The following is a 546-nucleotide window of genomic DNA, read 5'->3' as shown; positions in this document are numbered from 1 at the left end:
GTCGTGCTCAAGCCGAGCGAGAAGGATCCCTCCGCCGCCCTCTGGCTGGCCCAGCTGTGGAAAGAGGCGGGGCTGCCCGACGGAGCGTTCACCGTCCTCCAGGGCGACAAGGTCGCTGTCGACGGTCTGCTCAACGCGCCGGTGGTGCAGTCGATCAGTTTCGTCGGCTCCACCCCGATCGCGCAGTACATCTACGAGACGGCGTCCCGCAACGGCAAGCGGGTGCAGGCCCTCGGTGGCGCGAAGAACCACATGCTCGTCCTCCCCGACGCCGACCTCGACCTCGTCGCCGACTCCGCGGTCAACGCCGGATTCGGCGCCGCGGGCGAGCGGTGCATGGCCATCTCGGTCGTGCTCGCGGTCGAGCCCGTCGCCGACGAGCTGATCGCCAAGGTCTCCGAGCGCATCGCGAAGCTGCGTATCGGCAACGGGGCGGATGCCGCGGAACCCGACATGGGACCGCTGATCTCGGCGCAGCACCGCGACAAGGTCTCGTCCTACGTCGACATCGCCGAAGCCGATGGCGCGCGCATCGTCGTCGACGGC

Annotated in this window: 1 protein-coding gene; it reads left to right on the top strand. The window is 69.2% G+C overall.

Going from position 1 to position 546, the window contains the following annotated elements; genetic code table 11:
* Positions 1-546 (top strand): aldehyde dehydrogenase family protein (locus NS220_RS18945; RefSeq protein WP_153004391.1); only part of this gene is annotated, 546 nt, incomplete at both ends.

The sequence above is a fragment of the Microbacterium testaceum genome, assembly GCF_001476655.1.
Taxonomy (GTDB): Bacteria; Actinomycetota; Actinomycetes; order Actinomycetales; family Microbacteriaceae; genus Microbacterium; species Microbacterium testaceum_C.
Note: the sequence above shows the minus strand (reverse complement) of the source record. Positions and strands in the feature narration are given on the sequence as shown.